Source organism: Desulfovibrio desulfuricans (assembly GCF_024460775.1).
Lineage (GTDB): Bacteria > Desulfobacterota > Desulfovibrionia > Desulfovibrionales > Desulfovibrionaceae > Desulfovibrio > Desulfovibrio desulfuricans_E.
The window spans coordinates 1-478 of the sequence record NZ_JANFYZ010000044.1 but is presented as its reverse complement, the minus strand read 5'-3'; the positions used below and the strand labels follow the sequence as shown (position 1 = coordinate 478).

Here is a 478-nt window from a genome sequence, read left to right as displayed (position 1 = left end):
GTCAGGTGACCAACCAGGTCGGCAAATTCCAGCCGCCCATGTCCGGTAACCTCAAAGACAGGATAGTTAAGCCTGGCTGCCAGCTGCTTGATGCATGTCGTCTTACCGCAGCCTGTGGGGCCGAAGACGTACAGCGGTTCCTGTGGGTTGAGAAACCAGACCACAACGTCACGGCTGGACTCATGGAAGATATATTCGTGGTCAATAGCCGGGGTGTAGGCCGAAGGGACGGCGAAGCCTCTGACAGTGGTGCCGGATGGTTTGCCGCTGAAGACCTGACCGGCATCAAGATCCGTGGGCTGCAGCTTACAAAGGTCGTTGATATTATTCATGCATAGCTCCTTAAAACGAAAACTGCCCCAGGGCGGGGCGGTTGTAGTGAATGTGATAAAAGTGAGGGGGATGGCTATCAGCTAAACATCTTTCAGTTTATGGGCGAAATGCTCAATTTTTCGAAAGGTGAGCCCGTACGCTCACA

At 53.3% G+C, this 478-nt stretch carries 1 protein-coding gene; it reads right to left on the bottom strand.

The features are described 5' to 3' along the window. Positions 1 to 332, bottom strand: a 332-nt coding sequence (locus NE637_RS15345; protein WP_256267796.1) for an AAA family ATPase, incomplete at its 3' end; no start/stop codon positions are given. Positions 333 to 478 lie beyond the last annotated feature (146 nt).